General features: G+C 72.6%; 15 protein-coding genes and 1 tRNA gene. 4 read left to right on the top strand and 12 right to left on the bottom strand.

Translation table 11 applies throughout. The annotated features are described in order from the left end of the window. Positions 1-112: 112 nt before the first annotated feature. The 9 genes from LQK89_RS04700 to mnmA form a co-directional block, all read right to left on the bottom strand. On the bottom strand, positions 113-835 hold the full coding sequence (locus LQK89_RS04700) for a methyltransferase domain-containing protein (RefSeq protein ID WP_083520003.1): 723 nt from the start codon (positions 833-835) through the stop codon (positions 113-115). Next, positions 832-1,917 (bottom strand): type III polyketide synthase, encoded by a 1,086-nt coding sequence (locus LQK89_RS04695; RefSeq protein WP_231050340.1) that lies wholly within the window; start codon positions 1,915-1,917, stop codon positions 832-834. Before LQK89_RS04695 ends, LQK89_RS04700 begins: the two co-directional genes overlap by 4 nt. Positions 1,918-2,044: 127 nt before the next feature. Then, positions 2,045-3,550, bottom strand: a complete 1,506-nt coding sequence (gene gatB, locus LQK89_RS04690; protein ID WP_144802323.1) for an Asp-tRNA(Asn)/Glu-tRNA(Gln) amidotransferase subunit GatB — start codon at positions 3,548-3,550, stop codon at positions 2,045-2,047. After that, positions 3,550-5,097 carry an Asp-tRNA(Asn)/Glu-tRNA(Gln) amidotransferase subunit GatA gene (gene gatA, locus LQK89_RS04685; RefSeq protein WP_058742244.1) on the bottom strand — a complete coding sequence of 516 codons (1,548 nt, stop codon included), beginning with the start codon at positions 5,095-5,097 and terminating at the stop codon, positions 3,550-3,552. The genes gatB and gatA overlap by 1 nt, the downstream gene beginning before the upstream one ends. Positions 5,098-5,107: 10 nt before the next feature. Then, entirely contained in the window at positions 5,108-5,407 is a 300-nt protein-coding gene (gene gatC, locus LQK89_RS04680; protein WP_058728900.1) for an Asp-tRNA(Asn)/Glu-tRNA(Gln) amidotransferase subunit GatC, read from the bottom strand. A 521-nt stretch (positions 5,408-5,928) separates the two neighbouring features. Continuing rightward, positions 5,929-8,313: a transglycosylase domain-containing protein gene (locus tag LQK89_RS04675; RefSeq protein WP_231050339.1), complete on the bottom strand. Its 2,385-nt coding sequence runs from the start codon at positions 8,311-8,313 to the stop codon at positions 5,929-5,931. A gap of 176 nt (positions 8,314-8,489) precedes the next feature. After that, entirely contained in the window at positions 8,490-9,824 is a 1,335-nt protein-coding gene (locus LQK89_RS04670; protein WP_231050338.1) for an alpha/beta hydrolase, read from the bottom strand. A 169-nt stretch (positions 9,825-9,993) separates the two neighbouring features. Further along, on the bottom strand, positions 9,994-12,360 hold the full coding sequence (gene ligA / locus LQK89_RS04665) for an NAD-dependent DNA ligase LigA (RefSeq protein ID WP_231050337.1): 2,367 nt from the start codon (positions 12,358-12,360) through the stop codon (positions 9,994-9,996). A gap of 83 nt (positions 12,361-12,443) precedes the next feature. Continuing rightward, positions 12,444-13,550 (bottom strand): tRNA 2-thiouridine(34) synthase MnmA, encoded by a 1,107-nt coding sequence (mnmA, locus tag LQK89_RS04660; protein WP_152999589.1) that lies wholly within the window; start codon positions 13,548-13,550, stop codon positions 12,444-12,446. Between the two features lie 42 nt (positions 13,551-13,592). Here mnmA and LQK89_RS04655 point away from each other — a divergent pair, with 42 nt between their 5' ends. The 3 genes from LQK89_RS04655 (at position 13,593) to LQK89_RS04645 (ending at position 15,881) form a co-directional block, all read left to right on the top strand. Further along, positions 13,593-14,918 carry an MFS transporter gene (locus LQK89_RS04655; protein ID WP_231050336.1) on the top strand — a complete coding sequence of 442 codons (1,326 nt, stop codon included), beginning with the start codon at positions 13,593-13,595 and terminating at the stop codon, positions 14,916-14,918. A gap of 84 nt (positions 14,919-15,002) precedes the next feature. Next, positions 15,003-15,086: transfer RNA gene (locus LQK89_RS04650), tRNA-Leu, on the top strand. A gap of 102 nt (positions 15,087-15,188) precedes the next feature. Further along, positions 15,189-15,881, top strand: coding sequence for a DedA family protein (locus LQK89_RS04645; protein ID WP_058743128.1), 693 nt, complete (start codon positions 15,189-15,191; stop codon positions 15,879-15,881). Between the two features lie 87 nt (positions 15,882-15,968). On the opposite strand, the gene rdgB is transcribed toward LQK89_RS04645, so the two are convergent. From rdgB to murI, 3 genes are read right to left on the bottom strand one after another with little or no spacing between them, the layout of a single operon-like run. Continuing rightward, on the bottom strand, positions 15,969-16,562 hold the full coding sequence (rdgB, locus tag LQK89_RS04640) for an RdgB/HAM1 family non-canonical purine NTP pyrophosphatase (protein WP_174778674.1): 594 nt from the start codon (positions 16,560-16,562) through the stop codon (positions 15,969-15,971). Further along, on the bottom strand, positions 16,559-17,293 hold the full coding sequence (gene rph, locus LQK89_RS04635) for a ribonuclease PH (RefSeq protein ID WP_058743126.1): 735 nt from the start codon (positions 17,291-17,293) through the stop codon (positions 16,559-16,561). The genes rdgB and rph overlap by 4 nt, the downstream gene beginning before the upstream one ends. Beyond that, positions 17,290-18,135 carry a glutamate racemase gene (gene murI, locus LQK89_RS04630; protein WP_174778675.1) on the bottom strand — a complete coding sequence of 282 codons (846 nt, stop codon included), beginning with the start codon at positions 18,133-18,135 and terminating at the stop codon, positions 17,290-17,292. Before murI ends, rph begins: the two co-directional genes overlap by 4 nt. A gap of 309 nt (positions 18,136-18,444) precedes the next feature. Between murI and LQK89_RS04625 the strand changes: the two genes are divergently transcribed. Continuing rightward, a complete protein-coding gene (locus LQK89_RS04625) occupies positions 18,445-19,695 on the top strand; it encodes a nicotinate phosphoribosyltransferase (protein ID WP_231050745.1) in 1,251 nt (416 codons plus the stop codon).

The following is a 19,695-nucleotide window of genomic DNA, read 5'->3' as shown; positions in this document are numbered from 1 at the left end:
GAGTCTCGCGCTCAGCGACGAAACTCGGCCCCGCGAGCGCGAGGCTCGTCGCACAGCGCGAGACTCGGCTCAGCCGGCGCCCCGCCCGGCGGCCCGGCCGCCGGGGCTCCCCTCAGGCGTCCCGCACCGCGAGCACCCGGTGCGGCGCCGCCCGCTCCGCACGCCACCCCGCCGGCAGCACGTCCTGCAGTTCGGGCACGGTGAACGACCGCCGGATGGACCGCAGTCCGTCCACCCGCACGAACGTCCCGGCCGCCACGAGCGGCGACGCCACCGCGTACGCCCGGTAGGCCTGCCGCGACCGCCGGATGTCCGAGTGCAGCACCCGACTCGTCGCGAGCTGCTCCGAGTCCGCCAGGAACGCCGCCCGCGCCGGGTCGTCCAGGTGGTGCAGCACGTGGTTCGACACCACGACGTCGAAGCGCTCCCCCGCGGCCACGAGCTCGCCGCTCGACGCCTGTCTGAACGTCACGCCCCGCGCGGTGGAGCGGCGCGCCGACGCGATCGCCCGCTCGTCGGGGTCGATCCCGACGACCTCGACCGCGAACCCGTCGCTCCCCGCCCAGCGCACGAGCGCCCGGGCCAGGTCGCCCCCGCCGCACCCCAGGTCCAGGATCCGCGCGCGTCCCGAGGCGGGCAGCGCCGGCACGACGTGCGTCCGCCACGCCGCGCGCCACCCGCTGACCAGGGCGTTCACGACGGCGAACCGCCGGAAGGTCCGTTCCAGGGCGCGCGGGTCGCAGTCCGGGTCGTCCATCAGTTCGCGCAGGTCCGTCGCGCGGGCGCTCAGGTCCACGGCCTGGAGGCGCGGCTCCCCTCCGGCACGTCCGCTCACGCCGTGACCGCCGTCAGTCGGGCGCTCTCCACCGTCAGCCCGGGGCCGAAGGCGACCGCCACGAGCGACGACCCGTCCGGCACACCCTGCTCGAGGGCGTCGCGGAGCACGAACAACACCGTCGCGCTCGACATGTTGCCGTGGTCGCGGAGCACGCTCCGGCTCGACGCGACCGCCGCGTCCGGCAGCCCGAGCGACTCCTGCGCGCGGTCGACGATCGCCCGGCCACCGGGGTGCACGGCCCACACCGGCACGTCCGACGGGGTCTCGCCCTCGCCGAGCAGTCCCTGCACCGCGGCCGGCACGTGCACGCCGACGAGCTTCGGCACGGCCGTCGACAGGATCATCTCGAAGCCCTCATCGCCGATGTTCCACGCCATCTCGGAGGCGCCCTCGGGGACCGTGGCGGTGGCGAACCGCTCGATCCGGAGCCCGGGTCCGCCCTGCGTCACGACGACCGCGGCGGCCCCGTCCCCGAACACGCTGTTCGCGACGATCTGGTCGGGGTCGTCCGATGCGCGGACGTGCAGCGTGCAGAGCTCCGCGCAGACGACGAGCACGACCGCGTCCGGGTCGGCCTCGGTGAACGCGGCGGCGATGCGGAGCGCCGGGAAGGCCGCGCAGCACCCCATGAAGCCGATGTGGTGCCGGAAGACCCCGGCGGGCAGTCCGAGCTGCGCGACGACGTCGATGTCCGGCCCGGGCTGGGTGAACCCCGTGCAGGACACCGTGACGAGGTGCGTCACCCGTGCGGGCTCGATCCCCGCGCGCTCGACGGCGTCCCGGGCTGCGGCGACGAACAGGGCCGGGGCGAGGTCCCGGTAGCGGTCGTTCCGCGTGCCCGTGGACGGCGAGACGAGTGCGCCGTCGTCCTGCCGGAAGGTCCCGCCGGGCCGCGCGCTGTCGAGTTCCTCGAGGACCGTGTGCCGGTGTGCGACGTCGGATCCCTCGAAGGCGGCCGGCACGAGTCGGCGGCCGAGCCTGCCGAGGTCGGGCTGGCCGGCGAACAGGTCCCGCACCGCCGCCTGGTCGAGGGTGGTGTTGGGGACGGCGGTCCCGACGGCGCGGATCGTTGCGGTCACGACCCATCCTGTCACCGGGTCGCTGACGCGTCCCCAGGATCGGTGACCCCACCGCAGACGGGCCGCGAGACGGACTGGAGGCACGTGGCGGACCCGCCACGTGCCTCCAGTCCGTCTGCTGGTCGCGCTACGACTGCTGCGCGCGCTCCAGGACCAGCTCGCGGACCCGGGCCGCGTCGGCCTGACCCTTCATGGCCTTCATCACCGCACCGATGATCGCGCCCGCTGCCTGGACCTTGCCGTCCTGGATCTTGGCGAGCACGTCCGGCTGGGCCGCGAGGGCCTCGTCGACGGCGGCGGTCAGCGCCGAGTCGTCGGAGACGACCTTGAGCCCACGCGACTCGACCACCTGGGCGGGCGAGCCCTCGCCGGCGATGACACCCTCGAGCACCTGGCGAGCCAGGCGGTCGGTCAGGTCCCCGGACTCGACGAGCGCGATCGTCTCGGCGACGTGCTGCGGCGACACGAGGTCACCCGCTGCGGTCTCCTGCGCGTTCGCGACACGGCTGATCTCGCCTGTCCACCACTTGCGGGCGGCCTGCGGCGACGCACCCGCGGCGACGGTGGCCTCGACCTCGTCCAGCAGGCCGCCGTTCACGACGTCCTGGAACTCGAGGTCACTGAAGCCCCACTCGCCCTTGAGGCGACGACGACGCGCGACGGGGGCCTCCGGCAGGGACGCGCGGAGTTCCTCGACGACGGCGGGGTCCGGCACGACCGGGAGCAGGTCGGGCTCCGGGAAGTAGCGGTAGTCGTCGGCGTCGGACTTCGGTCGGCCGGCCGAGGTGCGGCCGGTGTCCTCGTGCCAGTGCCGGGTCTCCTGCGTGATCGTGCCGCCGGCGGCGAGGATCGCGGCCTGCCGCTGGATCTCGTAGCGGATCGCGCGCTCGACGGCACGGAACGAGTTGACGTTCTTCGTTTCGGTGCGGGTGCCGAGCTTCTCCTGGCCCCACGGGCGCAGCGAGATGTTCGCGTCGCAGCGCAGGTTGCCGCGCTCCATGCGGGCCTCGGAGACGCCGAGCGCACGGACGAGGTCGCGGATGACCTGCACGTAGGCGGCACCGAGCTCGGGGGCGCGGTCCTTCGCGCCGAAGATCGGCTTCGTGACGATCTCGACGAGCGGGACACCGGCGCGGTTGTAGTCGACGAGCGAGTACTCGGCGCCCTGGATGCGACCGGTGGCACCGCCGACGTGGGTCAGCTTGCCGGCGTCCTCCTCCATGTGGGCGCGCTCGATCGGGACGTTGAAGATCGTCCCGTCGGCCAGTTCGACCTCGACCTCGCCCTCGAACGCGATCGGCTCGTCGTACTGCGAGATCTGGTAGTTCTTCGGGTTGTCCGGGTAGTAGTAGTTCTTCCGGGCGAACCGCGAGGACTCGGCGATCGAGCAGCCGAGCGCGAGCCCGAGCTGGATCGAGTAGCGCACGGCCTGCTCGTTCACGACCGGCAGCGACCCCGGGAGCCCGAGGTCGACCGGCGTCACGTTCGTGTTCGGCTCACCACCGAAGAAGTTCGGGGCGTCCGAGAACATCTTCGTCTTCGTCGCGAGCTCGACGTGGACCTCGAAGCCGAGCACCGGCTCGAAGCGCTCGAGCGCCTCGTCGAAGTCCATCAGCGCGTCCTTCTGCGCCATCAGATCACACCTTCCTGCGCAGCGGACTGCTGGTACGGGTCGAGGTCCGGGATGCTGTCGATGAGCGGGTGGCCCCACTGCTGCTCGAGCAGGCGCTCGAGGGCGGCGCCGTAGCGGTACAGGCGGGCGTCCTCGCGCTGCGGGGCCATCAGCTGCACGCCGGTCGGCAGCGAGTCCTCCGGCGCGAGGCCGTTCGGGATGCTCATGCCGGGCACGCCGGCGAGGTTCGCCGGGATCGTCGTGAGGTCGTTGAGGTACATCGACAGCGGGTCGTCGAGCCGCTCCCCCAGGGGGAAGGCGGTCGTCGGGGCCGACGGGCTGATGAGCAGGTCGACCTGCTCGAACGCGGCCGCGAAGTCGCGCTGCACCAGGGTGCGGACCTTCTGCGCGGAGCCGTAGTACGCGTCGTAGTAGCCCGCGCTCAGGGCGTACGTGCCGAGGATGATGCGGCGCTTGACCTCCGGGCCGAAGCCGGCCTCGCGCGTGGCGGCCATGACGTCCTCGACGGTCGCGCCGTTCTCGGGCGTGACGCGCAGGCCGAAGCGCACGGAGTCGAACTTCGCGAGGTTCGACGACGCCTCGGCCGGCAGGATCAGGTAGTAGGCGCTGATCGCGTACGCGAAGCTCGGGGCGTCGACCTCGACGACCTGGGCACCGGCGGCCTCGAGAATCGCCACGGTCTCCTGGAAGCGCTGCGTGACGCCGGCCTGGAAGCCCTCGCCACCGGCGAGCTCCTTCACGACGCCGACCTTGAGCCCGCGGAGCGTGTCCGCCTGCAGGCCCTCGCGCGCGGCCGCGGCCATCGACGGCCAGGCGTCCGGGATGGACGTGGAGTCCTTCGGGTCGTGCCCGCCGACGACGTCGTGCAGGAGCGCGGCGTCGAGGACCGTCCGCGACACCGGACCGATCTGGTCGAGGCTCGACGCCAGCGCGATCGCGCCGTAGCGGCTGACCCCGCCGTACGTCGGCTTCACACCGACCGTGCCCGTGACGGCGCCCGGCTGGCGGATCGAGCCGCCGGTGTCGGAGCCCAGGGCGAACGGTGCCTCGTGCGCGGCGACCGCGGCGGCCGAACCGCCGCCGGACCCGCCGGGGATCCGGTCGAGGTCCCACGGGTTGTGCGTCGGACCGTAGGCCGAGAACTCGGTGGTCGAGCCCATCGCGAACTCGTCCATGTTCGTCTTGCCGAGCGGCACGAGGCCGGCGGCGCGGAGCTTGGCGACCGGGGTGGCGTCGTACGGCGGCCGCCAGCCCTCGAGGATCTTCGAACCCGAGGTCGTCGGCATGTCCTGCGTGCACAGGACGTCCTTGATCGCGATCGGCACGCCCGCGAGGGCACCGAGGTCGTCCCCGGCCGCGCGGCGAGAGTCGATCGACTTCGCGACGGCGAGGGCGTTCTCGTTGACGTGCAGGAACGCGTGGACGTCCCCGTCGACGGCCGCGATGCGGTCGAGGTGGGCCTGGGTGGCCTCGACGCTCGAGACGTCGCGCGCCACGAGGGCGTCGGCGAGCGCCGCGGCGCTGAGCTTGGTGATGTCGTCGGTCATCTTCTGTCGCCTACTGTTCTTCGCCGAGGATCGCCGTCACCCGGAACCGTTCGCCGTCGGAGTCGGGGGCACCGGACAGCGCCTGCTCCTGGGTCAGCGTCTGCCCCACCACGTCGGGTCGGGTGACGTTGCCGAGCGGCACGGGGTGGCTCGTCGCGGGGACGTCGTCGGTCGCGACCTCGGCGACCTTGGCGACGCTCTCGACGATGTGCGACAGCTCACCGGTCAGCTTCTCGATCTCGTCGGGCGTGAGTGCGATGCGGGCGAGGTTCGCCAGGTGCGCGACCTGCTCGCTCGTGATGTCAGGCATGGTGCTCCGTCGATCGGTTCGTGGGATGCGCACCAGTCTATTGGCCGGTCCCGACGCTCGGGTCCCGCTCCGGTTCCGGGCCCGTTCCCTCCCCGATCCCGCCCCCGCCCCCGTTCCCGTTCCGCGAGCGGGCGGTATCCGCGCCCACCCCGCCAGGCGACGCACCCTTTCCGCCCGCTCGCCGCCTCGCTCCACGCGAGTGGGTGCTTCCCACCTGCCGTAGGGAGCGCGCACCGCACGGAACGCCCGCTCGCGGTCGCGAGCATCGCCCCGTCACGGCCTGGAGGCACGGGCCCGATCCGCCGCGCGGGCCCGGTTCCGCAGCGCGCAGCCGACCCCGGACCCCGAGCGGGCGGAATCGTCGCGCCACTCCCGCCGGACACCGCGTACTTCGCCCGCTCGCCGCCCCGCGCCCCGCGCCGAGCGCAGCCGCACTGCACGCCGCGACCCACAAGCCCGGTACCCGCACACAGCGGAGGCGCGGCGCCGACCCACCGGGCCGGCACCGCGCCTCCTGTCCGCTACTTGCCGGAACCCGAGCCGGGCCCGGTCGTCCCGCCCTTCCCGGATCCGCCGCCGGACGCACCGCCGCCGGTCGAGCCGGAACCAGAACCAGACCCGGCCGCAGCACCAGCACCAGTACCACCAGCAGCCGGAGCAGCTGGCGTGGACGGCGCGGACGGCGTCGAACCGGCGCCCTGCCCGGACGAGGCCGAACCCGCAGTCGAACCCGCGGTCGACTCACCGGACGAGGACGACGACGGCGCCTTCGCCACCGAACCGATCATCGCCGGGTCCGGCGCCGGCAGCGCCCCGCCGGACAGCGTCTGGTCGAGGTAGGTCATCATCGAGCGGCCGACCCCGAACTTCGCGCTGTACCCGGTCGTCCCGTGCGGGAACGGCACGTTCGCGAGCCCGACGTTCCCCTGCACGTTCCCGATCCAGGTCGCGTTCGTGTACTTCGTCGTCGAGGTGACGAGCCAGTTCTGCACGTCACCGTCGGTGGTGCCGGTCTTCGCGAACTTCGGTACGGAGTCGCCCGGGTTCGCCGTGGCTGCCGTCCCGGCGCCGGTCAGGACCCCCTGCAGGGCGTAGTCGACGGTGCCGGCGACCTGCTGCGAGACACCCCGGGTGCAGGACGAGGGCGACGGGGTGATGCTCGTGCCGTCGGCCTCCTTGACGGAGTCGATCACGGTCGGGGTGCAGACGATGCCGCCGTTCGCGAAGCCCGCGTAGGCCTCCGCCAGGTCGATCGGCGACAGGTTGTTCGTCCCGAGCACCGACGCCGGGTTGGAGTCGGGCGCGGACCCGTCCGCCTGGTGGATGCCCATCGCCTGCGCGGTCTCCTTGATCTTGCAGAGGTCGAGCTGCTTCGCCATCGCGCCGAACGCGGTGTTGATCGACTCCGACGTCGCCGCCTGCACGGTCATCGACGCGGGCACGCTCTCGGCGTTCGCGACCTTCCACGGGTCACCGCCGAGTCGCACGCACGAGTTCGTGAACTCGGACTGCGGGAAGGTGTGCTCGGTCGTGTTGACGGACTCGGACAGGGTGTGCCCGGACGCGAGCCACTCCGCCAGGGTGAACACCTTGTACGTCGAACCGGTCTGGAAGCCGCCGGAGTTGCCGTACGCGGTGTCCGCGTTGTAGTTGATCGCGGTCGCGCCGGCACCGCCGTTGTCGCTCTGCGTGTAGCTCGTGTTCTGCACCATCGACAGCACGCGACCGGTGCCCGGCTCGACGGTGACGTTGGTCCCGCCGACGTCGACGCCGTCCATGGTGGCCGGGACGTAGGACGACAGCGCCGACTGTGCCTGGGCCTGCAGGTCGAGGTCGAGCGAGGTGTGGATCTCGAGCCCCTTCGTGTCGAGCGTCTCGATGCGGTCGGCAGCGGTCTTGCCGAACGCGGGGTCCTGCAGCACCTGGTTCCGCACGTAGTCGCAGAAGTACCCGGCGTCGTACGTGCTCGCCGCGGCGGAGCAGCCGTTGGCCGTGTCGGTGATCTTCGGCGTGATCGGGGTGGCCTTCGCCTGATCGAGCTGCGCCTTCGAGATGTCGTGGTGCACGTACATGCGCTGCAGCACGTAGTCGCGGCGGTCCTTCGTCAGCGCGTAGCCGTTCGCCTGCCCGTTGTCCTTGTCGTTCGGCTGGTCGATGCGCAGGTTCGACGGGTTGTTCAGGATCGCCACGAGCGTCGCGGACTGCGGGAGCGACAGGTCCTTCGCGTGCACGCCGAAGTAGTACTCGGCTCCGGCCTCGGCGCCGTAGACCCGTCCGCCGAGCCCGACCAGGTTGAGGTACCCGGTGAGGATCTGGTCCTTCGAGTACTTCTTGTCGACGGCGATCGCGTACCGCATCTCCTGGAGCTTGCGCTGCGGGGTGACCCCGGCGGCGTCCTGGTAGCAGGCGGCGATCTTCTTCTGCGTGTCGGCGGCGTCCTTGCCGGTCAGTTCCTCACACTGCTGCACGAGCACGTTCTTGACGTACTGCTGCGTGATGCTCGACCCGCCCTGCACGTCGCCGCCGACGACGGTCGCCGCGACGCCGCGGATGGTGCCGAGGACGTCGATGCCGCCCTCCTGCCGGAAGCGCGGGTCCTCGGTGTCGATGGCGGCCTGCTTGAGCGTGTCCGCCATCGCGTTCGAGGTGACGTCGGTCCGGTTCTCGCTGTAGAAGGACGCGATCTTGACCTGCTGGCCGCCCTGCGTCGCGTAGACGGAGGACACCTGCTGCGGGGCCTGGATGTCGAGGTAGCTCGGCAGGTCCTCGAAGAACGCCACCGCGCCGGAGGTGCCCTCGCCGGCGACGGCGACCGCCGGCGTCACCGCGACCGCGACGAGCATCCCGGCCAGGCCGGAGATCACCACGAACGACAAGAGGGCACCGGGCCACCGCAACGCACGCATGGCGGAACCGTACGGGCGTGGTCTGGGGTGGTTCTGCCGTGGAACCGTCGGTGGCTGCACCGGCCCACAGGAACCCCTTCAGGAAGCACGTGGGCCGGCCTGGAGGATCGTGGCACGTCGGTCCGTCGGCCGCGGCCCGCCTCGCCACGGCCCCGGCAGGCGGTCGGGCGGCGCGGTCAGTCCCGCGGCTGCAGGTCCTGGGGGCGCACCAGGTACATGTCGGGCAGGGGCTGGGTCGAGCCGTCACCGCCCGGTCCGCCGCCGCCCTGGTGCCGGACGAGGTCGCCGCGGCCGACCGCGATGAGCGCAACGTCGTGCAGCGAGGCCGTCCCGGGCTTGAGGTAGTCGTTGTGCCCGACCGGCCGACGGAACGTGCTGTCGCCCTGCGCAGCGAGGTCGTCCGACAGGTCGAGGAGCGTCGAGCCGAACCCGGCCGAGCCCGGGTCGGTGCCGAAGTAGCCGGTGCCCGCGATCGGGTCGTCGTGCGCGTCACCGACGAACACCTGCCCGTGGCGGACGGCGAGCTGCGCCGCGGAACGGACGTCGCTGCCGGGCGAGCCGAGGACCGTGAGCGTGTCCGCCTGCATCCGCCCGGATGCCAGGGCCATCATCGCCGTGGTCGACCCGTACGAGTGCGCGACGACGTTGAGCCGCGGCCGCTCCCCCGGGCCGCGCACGGCGTCGAGCCCGTCGACCAGTCGTTCGAGCCGCCCGGCGCCGGTCTTCGCGAGGTCGAGCGACAGGATGTTCGACAGGTCCGGCGTCTCGTAGCCCATCCACGCCAGGACGGCCTCGCCCGTGCCGCTGCCGCGCCGGGTGTCCGGACGCGCCAGTCCGGCGACCGCGGTCTGTTCCCGGTACACGTCGCCGGCGGTGTCCGTGAAGTCGTGCATCTGGCCGCCGACGGTGAAGAACATCCCGGGGACGACGACCGTGACGTCCGCCGCGGTCCCGAGGTCGCCGACCGCGATCGCCGCGCGGCCCGTCCCCCGGGTGTCGAGCACGACGAGCGACCGGTACGGCGTCCCCGCGGCGTGCTCGAGGGAGTCCCGCACCTGGTCGAGCATCGCGCGCTCGGCCGCCGTGGTGCCGGGGTCGGCGAGGTCGATGCCGAGGGCGACCCGGTTCGCCCGGTCCCGGACGTCGTACGGAACCCCGTCGAGGTTCCCGACGACCGAGGGGGCGAGGGCCACGAGTCGGGCCTTCGTGGTGTCGTCGAGCGCGGACCACCACCCGGCCACGTCGGCCGCGGCCGGCGGGGTGTCCTGCGCGGTGGCGAGCACGCGGTCGTCGTGCCCGGCGGCCGCGAGCGTGTCCCGGTCGACGGTCGCGAGGTCGGCGAGGAAGTCCGTGCCCCGCGCGGTGCCGAGCAGTCCGTCCGCGGAGCGCGTCGGAGCGGCAGCGACGACACCGTGTGCGGACGAGTGCGCCGCCGTGGGCACCCCAGCGGCCTCGATCACTCCGAGCGAGTGCATCGAGGCGGTGAGCAGGGCCGCGGCGATGAGCAGCATGGTCTCCCCCGGGAAGGCCGTCTCGCCGTCCCCCTCCAGGCGACGAGTGATGCCCTTCCGAGTGTAAGGAGAATGGCCGCGGAGCGGCATGCACGCTGCAACTTGTGCCCCGAACTGGGTACCGACCGGGGTGTGGCGTACCCCGGTCCGGCCCGGAGACCGTGCTGGGTCAGTCCGCGGCGGTGTCCGGCGCGGCGGCCTCGGGCTCGGCGGTCTCGCCTTCCGGCTCGGGTTCCGGCGCGATCGCGTCCGGCCCCTCGGTGACGAGCAGCCGGAACTGCTCCGCGTCGATGATCCGGACGCCGAGCTGCTCGGCCTTCGTGAGCTTCGACCCGGCTCCGGGGCCGGCGGCGACGTAGTCGGTCTTCTTGCTGACGCTCGACGCGGCCTTGCCGCCCGCGGCGATGATCGCCTCCTGCGCGCCTTCGCGGGTGTACCCCTCGAGGGACCCCGTCGCGACGACCGTCAGGCCGGTCAGCACGCCGCCCTCCACCGCGGCACCGGGCCCCGGGTGGTCGGGCGTGGTGAACTGCACGCCGGCGGCCGTCCAGCGGTCGATGATCTCGCGGTGCCAGTCGACGGCGAACCAGTCGATCAGGGCGTCCGCGATGATCCCACCGACGCCGTCCACCGCCGCGAGGTCCTCGCGAGAGGCCTCGCGGATCCGGTCGAGCGAGCCGAAGTGGTTCGCGAGGGCACGCGCGGCGACCGGTCCGACGTGCCGGATGCTCAGGCCGACCAGGATGCGCCAGAGCGGCTTCGTCTTCGCGGCGTCGATGTTCGCGAGCATCTCGAACGCGTTCTTCGACGGGTACCGGCTCGGCGCGCCGGTGTGGTCCGCGCCGCGGGCGTCGGAGTCGAACGGCGGGTCGGTCTTCTTGCGCGCCCGGCTGAACGGCGTCACACGCTTCGGGGTGCCGTCCTCGTCGGTCTTCTCCATGCCGGTCTCGGCGTCGCGGACGATGACCTCGATCCCGACGATGTCCTCCATCGTCAGGTCGAACAGCCCGGCCTCGGTCACGAGCGGCGGCGTCTCGGGGTGGAGCGGCTGGGTCAGGGCGGCGGCGGCGACCTCGCCGAGGCCCTCGATGTCGAGCGAACCGCGGGACGCGATGTGCTCGACACGACCGCGCACCTGCGCCGGGCAGCTGCGGGCGTTCGGGCAGCGCAGGTCCTTGTCGCCCTCCTTCGCCGGGCGGAGCGGCGTGCCGCACTCCGGGCAGTTCTCGGGCATCACGAACTCGCGCTCGCTGCCGTCGCGGAGCTCGACCACCGGGCCGAGGACCTCGGGGATGACGTCGCCGGCCTTCCGGAGCACGACCGTGTCGCCGATGAGCACGCCCTTGGCCTTGACGACGTCCTGGTTGTGCAGGGTCGCCTGGCGCACGACCGACCCGGCGACCTCGGCCGGCTCCATGACGGCGAACGGGGTGGCCCGGCCGGTGCGCCCGACGCTGACGACCACGTCGAGGAGCTTCGTGTGGACCTCTTCCGGCGGGTACTTGTAGGCGATCGCCCACCGCGGCGCCCGCGAGGTCGACCCGAGCTCCTCGTGCAGGGCCAGGTCGTCGACCTTGATCACGATGCCGTCGATCTGGTGCTCCACCGAGGACCGGCGGTCGCCGTAGTCACGGACGAACGCCTGCACCTCGTCGATGGTGTCGAACACCCGGTAGTGCGTGCTCGTCGGCAGACCCCACGTCTGCAGCAGCTCGTACACCTCGGACTGGGCGTGCACGTCGGTCTCGGACTCGAGCTCCCGCACCGGCCACGCACCGATCCCGTGCACGAGCATCCGCAGGCGCTGCAGGCGGTCCACCATGAGCGCCCGCTTCGCCTCGGACTTGCCCTCCTCCTTCTGCCGGAGGGACCCCGCCGCGGCGTTCCGCGGGTTCGCGAAGACGCGCTCCCCCGCGTCGCGCTGCCGGGCGTTCAGCTCGTCGAACTGCTCGACCGGGAAGAAGATCTCGCCCCGCACCTCGACCAGGGGCGGGTGCCCGGTGCCGGCGAGCCGGTCCGGGATCGTGCCCATCGTCCGCACGTTCCCGGTGACGTCCTCGCCGACCACGCCGTCGCCGCGGGTCGCCGCCGAGACCAGCCGTCCGTGCTCGTACCGCAGGTTGATGGCGAGCCCGTCGATCTTCAGCTCGGTGAGGAACCGCACGCGCTCGGCGCCGGCGTCCCGCTGCACCTTGACGGCCCAGTCGGTCAGCTCGTCGGGGCTGAACACGTTGTCCAGGCTCAGCATCCGCTCGGCGTGCTCGACCGGCGCGAACTGCACGGTCTGCGCCTGGCCGCCGACGGTCTGCGTCGGGCTGTCCGGCGTGAGCAGGTCCGGGAACCGCTGCTCGACGGCGTCGAGGCGGTGCACGAGCCCGTCGTACTCGCCGTCGGAGACCGTCGAGCCGTTGCCCTCGTAGTACTGGTCGCGCAGCTCGTTGATGCGCACGCGCAGCCGGTCGACCTCGCGCTGGGCCTGGGCCGCGTCGAGGTCGTCCGGGTCGATGGTCTCGAACGTGGCGTCGGTCTCGCTCATGCGTCAGTTCTACCGTGCACCGCCGACGCGGGACGCAGCGACGACCGCGCCCCGGCGCGGCGCACCGCGGGACGCAGCGACGGTCAGGCGGGGACCGGGACCGCGGACACCGTCCGGTCGATGGTGCACTGCCCGAGCACCCGGGTGCCGACGTAGACCACCGCGGTCTGCCCGGGGGCGACACCCGACAGCGGCTCGTCGGGGTCCACCACGAGCGCACCGTCCTCCACCCGGGCGGTCGCCGGCACTGGGTCGCCGTGCGCCCGGATCTGCACCTCGCACGCGAAGGGCACCGTCGGGTCGGCCGGCGCGGACCCGGCCCAGGTGTACCGCGACCCGGCGAGCGAGGACACGTCGAGCGCCTCCTTCGGGCCGACGACGACGGTGTTGTCCTTCGGGCGGATCTCGAGCACGAAGCGGGGCTTCCCGTCCGGCGCCGGCCGGCCCAGGTGCAGCCCGCGGCGCTGCCCGACCGTGTAGCCCGTGGCACCCTCGTGCTCGCCGACCACCGTGCCGTCGCGCTCGACCACGGATCCGGGGGCGGTCCCGACGCGGTCGGCCAGCCAGCCGCGGGTGTCACCGTCCGGGATGAAGCAGATGTCGTAGGAGTCGGGCTTCTGCGCGACCGTGAGCCCGCGCGCGGCCGCCTCGGCCCGGACCTCGTCCTTCGAGGGGGTGGCCCCGAGCGGGAACATCGCGTGCTCGAGCTGCTCCGCGGTGAGCACGCCCAGGACGTACGACTGGTCCTTCGCCCACGCCGCCGACCGGTGCAGCTCGCGGGCACCGTCCGACCCGGTCACGATCGAGGCGTAGTGCCCCGTGCAGACGGCGTCGAACCCGAGCGCGAGCGCCTTCTCGAGCAGCGCCGCGAACTTGATCCGCTCGTTGCAGCGCATGCAGGGGTTCGGGGTCCGACCGGCCTGGTACTCGGCGACGAAGTCGTCGACGACGTCCTCCTTGAACCGCGCCGAGAAGTCCCACACGTAGTACGGGATGCCGAGGGCCGAGGCGGCGCGCTGGGCGTCCATCGAGTCCTCGATCGTGCAGCACCCCCGGCTGCCGGTGCGGAGCGTCCCGGGCATCCGGCTCAGGGCCAGGTGCACGCCGACCACGTCGTGCCCGGCGTCGACGGCCCGTGCCGCGGCCACCGCCGAGTCGACCCCACCGCTCATCGCCGCCAGAACACGCATGCGTCCAGGGTAACTCCGGGACCGGCGTACCGTGGCTCGACGATGACGAGCACCAGGAACGACGCCTTCGACTTCCGGGGCGTGCTGCTGTCGGGCTTCCTGCCCGCGGCGCTCTTCGCGATCGGCGAGGGCGCGATCATCCCGATCATCCCGATCGCGGCGTCGTCGCTCGGGGCGAGCCTGGCGTTCGCGGGCTTCGTCGCCGCGCTCATCCTGGTCGGGGAGCTCATCGGCGACGTGCCCTCCGGGATCGTCGTCGGCCGGATCGGCGAGCGGAACGCGATGATCGGCGCGGCGGTCGTCTCGGTCGTCGGGCTCATCGTCTGCACCGTCGCGCCGAACCCCTGGGTCCTCGCGGTCGGGGTGTTCCTGGTCGGCGTCTCGACCGCGGTGTTCGCCCTCGCCCGGCACGCGTACATGACGACCGCGATCCCCCTCCGGATCCGCGCCCGCGCCCTGTCCAGCCTCGGCGGGGTCTTCCGCTTCGGCTACTTCGTCGGACCGTTCATCTCCGCCGCCGTCGTGCACCTCACCGGCACGACCCAGAGCGCCTTCTGGATCCACGTGACCTGCTGCCTGGCCGCGGCCGTCGTCCTGCTCGTCCTGCGCGACCCCGCGACGGGCACACGCGGTCTGCGGGTGCCGCCACGATCCTCCCGGCCGGCAGACGCGACCACGGCGCCGACCGCAGCCGACGGGGCAGACGTCCGCCACCCGCTCGAACCGCCCACCGACACCGGCGCGCAGTTCGTGCAGCGCGAGGCACAGGGCCTCTTCCGCACCCTCCGCGAGCACCGCGGGGTCCTCGCACGGCTCGGCAGCGGCGCCGCGCTCATCGGCGCGCTCCGTGCCGGCCGTCAGGTGATCCTGCCGCTCTGGGCGGTGAGCGTCGGCATGGACGACTCGACCGCGGCGCTCGTGATCGGCATCGCGGGTGCCGTCGACTTCGCGCTGTTCTACACGAGCGGGCAGATCATGGACCGCTGGGGGCGTCTGGCGAGCGCCCTGCCGTGCATGCTCGGCCTCGCGGTCAGCTACTTCCTGCTCGCGTGGAGCGGGCACCTGGACGCCCGCGTCGGCTGGTTCGTCGCGATCGCGATCGGGATGTCGCTCGCGAACGGCGTCGGCTCCGGCATCCTCATGACGCTCGGCGCGGACCTCGCGCCCCGCGGGGAACCTGCGCCGTTCCTCGGCGCGTGGCGCTTCACGGGCGACTTCGGGTCGGCGGCGGCGCCGCTGGTCATCTCGGGGGTGACCGCGGTCGCGTCGCTCGCGCTCGCGAGCGGGGTGATGGGGGTCCTCGGGCTGGTCGGCGCGGGGGTGCTGCTGCGGTACGTGCCGCGGTACCTGCCCCGCAGGCTGCGGTGACGCAGGTGGTCGGGCGCGCGATCCGGTCTGGAGGATCGGTGCCCGTCCGCCCCGCCGGTCACGCTCGGTAGACTGCCGCTGCTCGCGGGAGTGGTGGAATCGGTAGACACGCAGGATTTAGGTTCCTGTGCCCCAGGCGTGAGGGTTCGAGTCCCTCCTTCCGCACCAGGGCGGGGCGCATCAGTCTCCCGGGGGATGGTTCGACAGGGACTGGGCGGTACCCTCGTCGAGCGGGTGTCCCCCGTGACCCCGACCTCGACCGGAAGAACCATGCACGCGCTTCCCCTCGCCCTCATCCCCTGGCTCGACCCGCAGTACATCCTCGACCACTTCGGCGCGATCGCCGTGCTCGTCGTCTGCGGGATCGTCTTCGCGGAGACCGGCCTGCTGATCGGGTTCATCTTCCCCGGTGACAGCCTGCTCGTGATCACCGGTCTGTTCGCCTTCGACCGCGGCGGCCAGATCGGCGGGATCCCGATCTGGGTCGCTGCGCTGATGATCGGCGCCGCGGCGTTCCTCGGCGGGGAGCTCGGGTACTACATCGGCAAGAAGGCCGGCCCACCGATCTTCGAGCGCAAGGAGAGCGGCCTGTTCTCGAAGGAGAACGTCGACCGCACGAACGCGTTCTTCCACCGCTTCGGCCCGCTCGCCGTGATCCTGGCGCGCTTCGTGCCCGTCGTCCGGACCTTCCTGCCGATCGCGGCCGGGGTCGGGCGGATGAACTACAAGAAGTACTCGCTGTACAACGCGATCGGCGCGGTCATCTGGGGCGTCGGGGTGACCTTCCTCGGGTACTTCCTCGGGTACATCCCGCCGATCGCCTACGTCGTGCGGAACTACATCGACGTGATCCTCATCCTCGCGGTGCTGGTCACGGTCGTGCCCGCGGGCCTGCACTACTGGCGGACCGCTCGGAAGGCCAAGCACGCCGCCGAGGCCGAGGCCGAGCGGGAACGGCCTTGACGGACTGAGACGCCCCCGAACCGTCGAGACGCCCCCGTTGCCGGGGGCGTCTCGTGCGTTCGGGGGCGTCTCGTGTGCCCGGGGGCGTCAGGCCTGGAAGTACTCGCGGACGATCGGTGCGATGCCCCGGAAGGCCTTCGAGCGGTGCGACAGGGCGTTCTTCTCGTCGCGCGTCAGCTCGGCCGAGGTCCGGTCCGCGTCGTCCGGCCGGAACACCGGGTCGTAGCCGTGCCCGCCGGTGCCGATCGGCTCCGTCGTCACCTCGCCGTTCCAGACCGCCTCGAACACGTGCTCGGTCCCGTCCGGGGTCACGAACGCCGCCGCGCAGACGAACGCGGCGGTCCGCTCCACGACGCCCTCCAGGTTCTGCAGCAGCAGCGCGATGTTGTCCGCGTCCACCCTGGTCCCGGCGTAGCGCGCGGAGTGGATGCCCGGGGCGCCGTCGAGCGCGTCCACGGCGATCCCGGAGTCGTCGGCGAGCGCCGGCAGTCCCGTGTGCGCCACCGCCGCACGCGCCTTGATGAGCGCGTTCGCCGCGTACGAGTCGCCGTCCTCGACGGGCTCCGGTCCGTCGTAGCCGACGAGTTCGACCCCGCGGCCGAGCGCGTCGCCGAGGATGTCCCGCAGCTCGACGACCTTGCCGGCGTTGTGGGTCGCGAGGACGACACTGCGCCCGGTCACGAGGACAGCCCCAGCACCTCGCGCTGGATCGCCGCGAGCGAGGCGTTGCCCGCCAGGCCGAGGTCGAGCAGCGTGTTCAGCTCCTCGCGGTCGAACGGCGCGTGCTCAGCCGTGCCCTGCACCTCGATGAACTTGCCGGAGCCGGTCGTGACGATGTTCATGTCGGTGTCGGCCGCCGAGTCCTCGGTGTAGGCGAGGTCGAGCATCGGCTCCCCCTTGACGATGCCGACGGAGATCGCCTGCACGCTGTCGGTGAGCGGGGTGGCCTTCTTCGCGATGAAGCCCTTGTCGCGGCCCCACTCGATCGCGTCGACCATCGCGACGTACGCGCCGGTGATCGACGCCGTGCGGGTGCCGCCGTCGGCCTGCAGCACGTCGCAGTCGATGACGAGGGTGTTCTCGCCGAGGCCCTTCGTGTCGATGACCGCGCGGAGCGAGCGCCCGATCAGCCGCGAGATCTCGTGCGTCCGGCCGCCGACCCGGCCCTTGATCGACTCGCGCTGCATGCGCTCGTTCGTCGAGCGCGGCAGCATCGAGTACTCGGCGGTGACCCAGCCGGTGCCCTTGCCGGCGAGCCACCGCGGCACGCCGTTCGTGAAGCTCGCGGTGCAGAGCACCTTCGTGTTGCCGAAGGAGATGAGTGCGCTGCCCTCGGCCTGCGTGCTCCACCCCCGCTCGATGGTGACGGGACGGTGGTCGGTGGCGCTGCGGCCGTCGATGCGGGTGCTCATGGGGTCCTTTCGGTGCGGGGCAACGTGATGGCCCCTGTCTGGAGGTGTCCGACGCTCGAGACCTCGGGACCGAGGAAGCGGCGTGCGAGTCGGATGAAGCCGTTCCGGTCCTCGCCGGTGGCCTCGAACGAGTACGTGGGCGGCTCGGCGGCGGTCCGCTCGAGGCCGTGCTCGACGAGCCGTCGGTAGACGTCGTTCGCGGTCTCCTCGGCGCTCGACACCAGCGTGACGTCCGGGCCCATGACGTACTGGATCGCGGCGGACATCAGCGGGTAGTGCGTGCACCCGAGGACCAGGGTGTCGACGTCCGCCGCCCGGATCGGGGCGAGGTACTGCGCGGCGACCTCGCGGAGCGCCGGCGACGAGGTGTCCCCCGCCTCCACGAACTCGACGAAGCGCGGGCAGGCGGCGAGGGAGAGCGTCACGTCGGCCGCGACCGCGAACGCGTCCTCGTACGCCCGCGAGGCGATCGTGCCCACCGTGCCGATCACGCCGATCCGCCCCGTGCGGGTCTGCTTGACGGCGGCGCGTGCCGCGGGCTGGATGACCTCGACGACCGGGATGCCGTACGCCTGCTCGTACCGTTCGCGCGCGTCCCGGAGCACCGCGGACGAGGCGGTGTTGCACGCGATCACGAGCGCCTTGACGCCCTGGTCGACGAGGTCGTCCATGACCTCGAGCGCGTAGCGGCGGACGTCGGCGATCGGCTTCGGGCCGTACGGCGAGTGCACGGTGTCCCCGACGTAGCGGATGCTCTCGCGCGGCAGCTGGTCGATGATCGCCCGGGCCACCGTGAGTCCACCGACCCCGCTGTCGAAGACTCCGATCGGTGCATCCGTCACGGCCCCAGCGTACCGACGCCCGCACACCCGCGGGCCGCCCCACGCCCCACTCCCGACCACCCCCGCGACCGCCCCCACGCGAACGGGCGGAAACCGCGCCACCACCGCCAGCCGCACCGCACCTTCCGCCCGCTCGCGCTCCCCGCTCGCGCTCCCCCACCTCCCGCCCGCTCGCGCTCCCCGCACGCCCAGTCGGCCCCCACACCCACCGCGGCCGACCTGCCGGAAGCACCCCGCGCCTCCAGGCCGCTGCTGGGTAGTGTCGGGGAGGTGACCAGCGCGCTCCTCACGGACCAGTACGAACTCACCATGGTGGACGCCGCCCTCAAGGACGGCACCGCCGACCGACGGTGCGTCTTCGAGGTCTTCACCCGCCGGCTGCCCGACGGCCGCCGGTACGGCGTCGCCGCGGGGCTGGGACGGTTCCTCACGGCGCTGACGGACTTCCGGTTCGGGGACGCCGAGATCGGGTTCCTCCGCGACCGCCGGGTCATCGACGAGGGCACCGCGGCCTGGCTCGCCGACTACCGCTTCACGGGCAGCATCCGCGCCTACCGCGAGGGCGAGGTCTTCTTCCCGAACTCGCCGATCCTGCAGATCGAGGGCACGTTCGCCGAGTCCGTCGTGCTCGAGACCCTCGCGCTGAGCATCCACAACGCCGACTCCGCGATCGCGAGCGCCGCCGCCCGCATGGTCTCCGCGGCGGACGGCCGGCCGCTGGCGGAGATGGGCTCCCGCCGGACAGGCGAGTGGAACGCGGTCGCCGCCGCCCGGGCCGCGTACATCGCCGGGTTCGGTGCGACGAGCAACCTCGAGGCGGGGCGCACCTGGGGCATCCCGACGATGGGCACCGCCGCGCACGCGTTCACGCTCCTGCACGACTCGGAGGAGGCCGCGTTCCGCTCACAGCTCGACGCCCTCGGCGACGCCACGACCCTGCTCGTCGACACCTACGACATCGAGGCCGCGGTCGAGACCGCCGTCCGCCTGACCGACGGCCGACTCGGCGCGGTGCGCATCGACAGCGGCGACCTGCCGTCCGTCGTCGCGTCGGTCCGGGCACAGCTCGACCGGCTCGGCGCCCCGGCGACGAAGATCACGGTCACGAACGACCTCGACGAGTACACGATCGCCGCGCTCCGGGCCGCCCCGGTCGACTCCTACGGCGTCGGTACGAGCGTCGTGTCCGGTTCCGGGCACCCCGCCGCCGGCATGGTGTTCAAGCTCGTCGCGCACGAGTCCACCGGCGGTGGCGACTGGGTGCCGGTGGCCAAGAAGTCCACCGACAAGGCCTCGACCGGTGGCCGCAAGGAAGCCGGTCGACGGCTCCGGAACGGGGTCGCAACGGCCGAGGTGGTGCTGACGACCGGACAGGTCGGCCCGGACGAGCGGCCGCTCCTGGTGCCCGTGGTCGACCACGGCGAGGTCGACCCCGCCTTCACCGGGGTCGCCGGTGTCGAGGCCGCCCGCGCGCACCACAAGCGTGCGAAGGCAGAGCTGCCGGTCGACGCGTCACGGATCGGTCGGGGCGACCCGGCCATCCCGACGCTCGTGATCTGA

Source organism: Curtobacterium sp. C1, from assembly GCF_021049325.1.
GTDB classification, from domain to species: Bacteria; Actinomycetota; Actinomycetes; order Actinomycetales; family Microbacteriaceae; genus Curtobacterium; species Curtobacterium citreum.
This window is presented reverse-complemented; position numbering and strand designations above follow the sequence as displayed.